Raw genomic sequence first — 5,741 nt, forward strand, 5'->3', positions numbered from 1 at the left:
ATGGGTCATAGCTATTTGCGCCACGAGCTTGGCCGCATGGGCCACGATAGCAGCTCTGCTGGTCGAACTCGCGGCCAGCTAACCGGGGCCATTCCTTGGCGGCGCGAAGCAGTACTGCTCCGCGCCATCAGCGGACATTGGCCCCCGGCCCAGATCCGGACTCTTAAGCGATCGCCCTTGCGGCTCCCTCATCTCACTTCGAATGAACGTAGCACCGCCGCCATGTCCATTTCTCCGACGCCGAGCTCGATAGCGCTCTACAGCAGACGGCACTGATCCGCGAAGGGTCCACGCCGGCATCGATGGCGGCGGCCTCAACGAGGCGACTGTTCTTCAGCACATCACGGATCGAGGCTTGGACGGACAAGTCCTGGGAAAGCATCTTGTCGAGCTTGCCGCGCGACACCGCGCTCGACATGGAGCCTGCGTCAACTAGGGCGCGGAAAACTTCAAGATCGAGGCCGGCTCGCTCCGCGAAATGGGTCGTGACGCCCCACTGACAGCGTCACACCTGCGCCACCTGATTGATGGAGGTGGACGTGCCGATCCGCCGGGCGGCGCAGTACCTCGGCATGACCCGGCAAACCTTGGAGAAGGTCTACGGTCACCATCGTCCGGACTGGCAGTCCGACATCAGCGGCGCCTTCGGACAGAGGGGCCGGAGGTCGGCGGTGGTCCGCTAGAGCAGGTCGGCCTTGAGGTCGTCCGGTCCGAAATAGACAAGGTCGATGCCTCGGTTGCGCGCCGTAACCTGCAGAAGACCGCGGCGCGCGGAGTTAACGTTTCCAATTAGCTGGCCCATCGGACGGTGCGCCGAGTCCGTCACCAGCCTGTCCGAGCCAGGAGCGATACGCAGAGCCTTGCCGTCAGGCGGCGCGCCGGCCTTCCAGGCCACGCTGCCATGGTGTTCCTGGCGCGACCAGGTCTGGATGCGTTCGGGCCGCAAGCCTTCCAGGAACTCGCGCCAGAGCTCATGGGTCTCCGGCGTTGGCCAGGCGGGGTCTTGGCTGCGTGCGGCTATGGCAGGCGATCGTGTCCAGGCTCTAAGCTCCGCGAGGGTCTCGAACTGACCAGCGCCGTCCGCCACGGCGATCTGGGCCCCGGAGCGCGACGCAAATCCGGCCTGGATCAGACGGATGGTCGACCAGTTCAGAACCCCGGTTTCAACCGCACCGGCCGCCAGCCCGAGCTCGAAATCACTCAACTCCAGCCCTGCAGCCGTAGTGTATCCGATCGCCAACCCGTGCACGCGCACCGATTCCAGCGCCCACGGCAGCCTGTAGAGGAAGGCGTCTTCTACGAATTGCAGAGCGTCGTCCGCCGCGCCGGCGAACTGGTTCATCGGGCAGCCCTGCAGCCAGGCGCGCAGCATGTCAGCCCAGTTCGCGGGCAGATCCCAAGGGGCAAACGGCGGAATCTCGAAGACGATCCTGGCGAAGGCCGTGAGAGCCTCAATCGCCGCGTCGGCCTCGTTACTGCTGATGGCGCTGTTGGTCCGGACCAACAGTTCGATCAATTCATCGGAGCGTGCGTCCAGCAAACGCCCGGTCACGAGACCCACGCCGGCCTGGAAATAGCCCCGCCGCTGGCGGGGCGTTGTATTGGCCCAGATATAGGTCGCTCGCTTGAGCAGCGTCTCTCGCACGAGCGCTTGGATATGTTCGCGACGTCTCGCGACCCGGCGACCCCAGAGGGAGTGGGTCAGCGCCGCATCCAACGTGGCTTCCAGGTCAGCGTCCGCGACGTCCTCGCTTCCGATCAGGCTCAGCAGAGCCGTATCGAGCGAGGTGATGTAGGTTTCCCAGTCATGCTTCGCCGCAAGCCGCGCCTCGGCGGACTCGCCGGCCACCGGCTCAAAGCCCCATTCGGGCATGCCGGCGACGTAGTTGATGAGAGGCTGGATGTCGGTGGTGCCGAGTTTCTGCTGCATGCGTCGCAGCAGGGTGATCACCAGCCGCAACAGGCCGCTTTCCATCTCGCGACCGGCTGTCTCGTCAATCAGCGTCGTCCAGTTGTTTCGCCGTGATCCGTGACGATCGAACATTGGGTAGACGACCAGCCCTTGGACGTCGACGAACGCGCGTCCGGCGCGACCGACGATGTTGCGGAACTCGTGCGGCTTGATGATGCCGTCGTGCCCGCTGAGACCCTGAAACACCAGAGCGGTCGCCGACAGGTTCAAGCCTTGAGCGAGCGTCGGCGACGACACCGTGACCTTCAGGACGCCGTCGCGCAGCAGGGCCTCAACCTCCCGCCGATAGGGGGTGGGAAGGGTGCCGTGGTGCACGGCGACCCCAAGGCGCAAACACTGCAACAGCGCGTGCCGCGGGCCCAGCCATTCGGCCCCGATGGTCAGCGCCTTGTCCAGGCGGGGGTCATCCGGATCGATCAGCGGATCCAGCAGGCCGCGGGCATGCAGGTCGACAATCGTTGAAGCGAAGGGCTCGACCGATCGTCGCTGCGGGCAATAGATGAGAACCGTCTGACCGTCCTCGATCAACCGCCAGGCCGTTGCCAAAACCAGTTCACGCTGGTCGGCGGGGAACTGTTTGCGCCGCTGGCCGATCCCGGGGATCCGCGGCGGGTCACGCGCAACCACGAAGTTGGGCACGAACGGCTTCTCGTCGCCCAGGGTGATGTTCAACTGGCCGCGCCCGCGACCCCAATCGATTTCCCCGAACCGAAGACGGGTCGGGCGCCAATCCTTGAAGATCAGTCCATCCGCATGATCATTGGACAGCCAAGCGACGAAATCGTCCAGCTGATCGCCTTCGGGCAGGACCGCAGACAGGCAGACGATGCGCCGCTGCGCTGCGTCAGGCCGACGAAGGAGCCGCTGGATCTGGACCTCGTACCGCACTTCTCGCTCGCCCAAGCCAATCATATGACCCTCGTCGAGGACGATCAGGCCGATGTCATCCAGAAGCGAAGGGTCGTTGCGAAGCGCGAAGTCCAGTTTCTCGGGCGTGGCGACGACGATGTCGCGATCGGTCAACAGGCCCGTGTCGATGTCGCTGACACCGATGCTTCCGTACAGACCCGATACGGTCTTTCCGAGCGGCCTGAACGTCCTATTGAGCGAGACTTCCGTCTGGGCCGACAGGGCGCGCAGCGGCGTGATGAACATCACGCGCTTTCCCGCTGACAAACAGGCGAGAATGCAAAGCTCGGCAATGCGAGTCTTGCCGGCGCTCGTCGGCAGGGAGACCACGAGGTTGTCCTCGAGGCTCAGCGCACGCGCTGCGGCGTCGATCTGCGAGGGCCACAGGTCGATCTCGGCCCGCGCCCGGCTGTGAAGCGAAGCGGTGAACAGATCGCGTAGGGCTTGCCAGTCGGCCAGTCCTGGCGGAGCGTTGCGGGGCAGAACTTCATGGAAGCTGCAGCCCCAAAGCTCGTCCAATAGGTGCCGCGCCAGACGGTGGGCCCACCATTGGGCGACCAGGTTCAGCGCATCGGCATCCTCAAGGCCGAGATCCAGCCGTTCGAGCGCCTGGTCTAGCAACGCACGATCGCCGCGCTCGAAGGCGAGCATGGCCTCGCCCAGAGCGCCCATGAAGGCTTCGGTCAACGCCAGGTCAGCAACGTCGGCGACTCCGTCGTCGTCGCCTTTATCCGCCCAGGGCTCCTCGGGCAAGGCCGCTTGCAGCCTGTCGGCGAGTTGGTCGTCGCTGACATGCTCGCCGTTGGTCCAGTCGATGATGAGCTGGTCCAAGTCGTCGAGCCGGCGCAACATCAGAAGCGACAGGGCGCGCTCGACAGGGGCCAGATTGTCGTCATCCCGCGCCGCATCGGCAAAGGGTGAGAGCAGCGAATACGCCCGTGCCGAGTAACGCGCTATGTGGTAGGCGCCCGCCGCCACCAGCCGATGGAAATCCTTCTCGGGACTGTCGGCACCGTTGGAAACGACCGCTTCGAGCGCCTCGGCCGCCGCCACGCAGGCTGTGCGGGCGAGCGCCCGGTCGCCCTCGCCCTCAAGGAGCCGCAGCCCTTGAACGAGGAGACCGTACCCGTAAGCCAGCAGATCATAACTGAGGCCTCGGGCTCGGGCAAAAGGCGGGCCGCCGTCCGGCACCACGCCGCCTCGCCAGATCATGGCGCGCGCCTGACCTCGCGCCAGGAGCTGGTTGCGAAACCCCGCCTCTGTCGCACGCTGGATCGCGACGGAGATCGCGTCGATATTAGACGCCATTGGCGATCACCGTGTCGAAAACGTCTTTGATGAAACCTTGATGGGTCGGAATGCGCAGGTTGACCGCGGTCTGCCGCACCGAGCCGACGTAGGCGTTCAGGTCGGTCGTCAGCAGGCCTGCGGCCGAATTGCCGGTGAAGGTGAACAGAAGGTGCTCAACTTGACCGAGCTTCACGCCGGTTTCGAGGATCGCGTTGTCGATCAGGTCGGCCGCGTGATGGTTGCCGTCGCTGAGATACTTCTCCGACATAAAGGACAAGGCATGGGGCGTCGGCCGTTCGTCGGCTGACGCCAAAGCCTTGCGCGCATCGGTGATCACCGCGCTGCCCATGGCGGCGCCGCTCTTGGCTTCGCCCTTCAAGAACAGCGCCTCGCCGTCATCATCTTCGGCCAGACCGATCAGGTCATCGCCCCGCATGGCCATGTTCCGGTGGTCCTTCCATTGAAGGCGGAACACGCTGATCTGGTAGGTGGTGAACTCGTTGACGTAGGCGGTGCCCAGGATTTCGCCAAGATCGCCTGAGCGGATCTTCTTGCTCGTCGGCAGGCGCTGTTCCAGCAGCGCGGCGGCCTGCGTCTTGCCGAGACGACTCAGAACCCGCGTCAGTCGATGCTCGGACACATAGTGATCCGGGACCGACGCGACGACTTCAGAAAGCCCGTCGGCGAGCATGCCTGGCTTGACCGTGATCTGATGGAGATCATGGCCATTCACCTTGCTTGAGGCGACATCACACCACCTATTGATGTTGGCCAAAATCACTTCCCCAAACGTCTATGCAGAGCTCTTATCGCTACCGTGAGTCGAATGTCGATTGGGTTGCACGCGTCCCAGGCTGCGAGTCTCAACGATACAGTCAAGCCCAGCGTTTGCGGCGGGTGAGCTGACGCCGTATGCGTTACCCCTCAATGTCCGCGTTGAGTCAGAAGCGGACACTTCGGAGCGTCGGCGCGTCAACGTCTGCTCCTGACTCATAGCGGACCTTGGGATTGGCCGCTTGCTGGCATCGGCCGAGCTGGCATTCCTGCCATAAAGCGAGCTCGTCGAAACGCCCGGGAGAAGGGGGCATCGCCACCGGGTCGACCGGCGCGATACCCCCTTCCTGCACCCGGATCGCCGGCTGCGGCTCGCTATCTCTTTCTGCGAGGCGCGGTGCGGCCCTAGTAGCCGACGGTGAACCGCTGACGGATGTGCCGGGGCGTCTCGAGTTCATCGGCGAGGGCCACAGCGAAGTCCTCGAACGAGATGCTGCTGCCATTCTCGTTCGTCAGAAGCTGATCGCCGCCGAGGCGGAATTCACCGGTCCGCTCGCCCGGGAGGAACAGGGCCGACGGGGAGATAAAGGTCCAGTTCAGGTCGGAGGCGCGAAGCCGGTTCAGGAAGGCTGCGCCCGCCAGACCTTCGTCGCGGTACTCCGCCGGGAACTCCGGCGTATCGATCAGCAGCGTTCCGGGCGCGACCTCGAGGCTGCCGGCGCCGCCGACGACCAGATAGCGCGGGGCGTCGGCGTCAGTGACAGCGCCGATGAGCTTGTCAGCATCGCTGGCCTTG

Annotated in this window: 4 protein-coding genes; all 4 read right to left on the bottom strand. The window is 64.6% G+C overall.

What is annotated here, in order from left to right:
* Window positions 1-193 precede the first annotated feature (193 nt).
* The gene (locus tag RIF93_RS18055) at window positions 194-418 is read right to left on the bottom strand and encodes a hypothetical protein (protein ID WP_309092840.1); all 225 of its coding nucleotides are present in this window, start codon (window positions 416-418) and stop codon (window positions 194-196) included.
* Between the two features lie 261 nt (window positions 419-679).
* Window positions 680-4,189: a DEAD/DEAH box helicase gene (locus RIF93_RS18060; RefSeq protein ID WP_309092841.1), complete on the bottom strand. Its 3,510-nt coding sequence runs from the start codon at window positions 4,187-4,189 to the stop codon at window positions 680-682.
* A complete protein-coding gene (locus RIF93_RS18065) occupies window positions 4,179-4,946 on the bottom strand; it encodes a Hachiman antiphage defense system protein HamA (protein ID WP_309092842.1) in 768 nt (255 codons plus the stop codon). Before RIF93_RS18065 ends, RIF93_RS18060 begins: the two co-directional genes overlap by 11 nt.
* 404 nt (window positions 4,947-5,350) lie before the next feature.
* The coding region (locus RIF93_RS18070; RefSeq protein WP_309092843.1) for an NAD(P)H-binding protein at window positions 5,351-5,741 on the bottom strand (391 nt) is incomplete at its 5' end.

The sequence above is a fragment of the Phenylobacterium sp. genome (assembly GCF_031181185.1).
Classification (GTDB): Bacteria; Pseudomonadota; Alphaproteobacteria; order Caulobacterales; family Caulobacteraceae; genus Phenylobacterium.